This window comes from Rhodopseudomonas sp. B29 (assembly GCF_000333455.1).
GTDB lineage: Bacteria > Pseudomonadota > Alphaproteobacteria > Rhizobiales > Xanthobacteraceae > Rhodopseudomonas.
In genome coordinates, this window is sequence record NZ_BADD01000645.1 from 1 (window position 1) to 977 (window position 977).

A 977-nucleotide genomic window follows, 5' to 3' on the forward strand; every position below is an offset into this window, starting at 1 on the left:
TTCGCTCGGACCCCGACTTCTACACCAGCCACGAAGCGCTGCTGCTCGGCTACGAGCAGGCGATGACCCGCGTCGACTCGACCACCGGCGACTGGTACGCGACCAGCGGCCACATGCTGTGGATCGGCGATCGCACCCGCCAGCTCGACCATGCCCATGTCGAGTACTTCCGCGGCATCAAGAATCCGATCGGCCTGAAGTGCGGTCCGTCGCTGAAGACCGACGAATTGCTGAAGCTGATCGACGTGCTCAATCCCGACAACGAAGCCGGGCGGCTGACCCTGATCGGCCGGTTCGGCCACGAGAAGATCGGCGAGCATCTGCCGGCGATGGTCCGCGCGGTGAAGCGCGAGGGCCGCAACGTGGTGTGGTCGTGCGATCCGATGCACGGCAACACCATCACGTCGAACTCCGGCTACAAGACCCGGCCTTTCGACCGCATCTTGAGCGAGGTGCGCTCGTTCTTCGCGGTCCACGCCGCGGAGGGGACGCATGCCGGCGGCGTGCATCTGGAAATGACCGGCCAGAACGTCACCGAATGCCTCGGCGGTGCCCGCGCCATCACCGACGAGGACCTCAACAACCGCTACCACACCGCCTGCGATCCGCGGCTCAACGCCGAACAGTCGATCGACATGGCGTTCCTGATCGCGGACCTGTTGAAGCAGGGCCGCGCCGGCAAGGCCACCCCGCTGCCGGCTGCGGCTGGGCTCTAACTTGCTTAGATTCTGGCGCGCCACGATCAACTCGTGGCGCGGGCTCAAATTCGCGGCGCGCTCAGAGCAGGCGATCCGCGAGGAGCTGGTCGCCCCTGGTGAATCGCCATCCCGGCGGCTTGGCTGATCGGCGTTACGCCGGCCCGCCGCGTCGAGCTCATCGCGGTGGGGGCGAAGTTGCTGATGGTCGAACTGCTCAATACCGCCATCGAGAAGCTGTCCGAACGGGCTGACCACCGAGCACGATTCTGCAGATCGGCC

Annotated in this window: 1 protein-coding gene and 1 pseudogene; both read left to right on the plus strand. The window is 65.9% G+C overall.

The window, feature by feature from the left end; translation table 11 throughout:
• The coding region (locus tag I5M_RS23115; protein ID WP_022723565.1) for a 3-deoxy-7-phosphoheptulonate synthase at nt 1–716 on the plus strand (716 nt) is incomplete at its 5' end.
• 1 nt (nt 717) lies between these two features.
• Nucleotides 718–977 (plus strand): annotated as a pseudogene (locus I5M_RS31585) (diacylglycerol kinase); the annotation flags it as partial.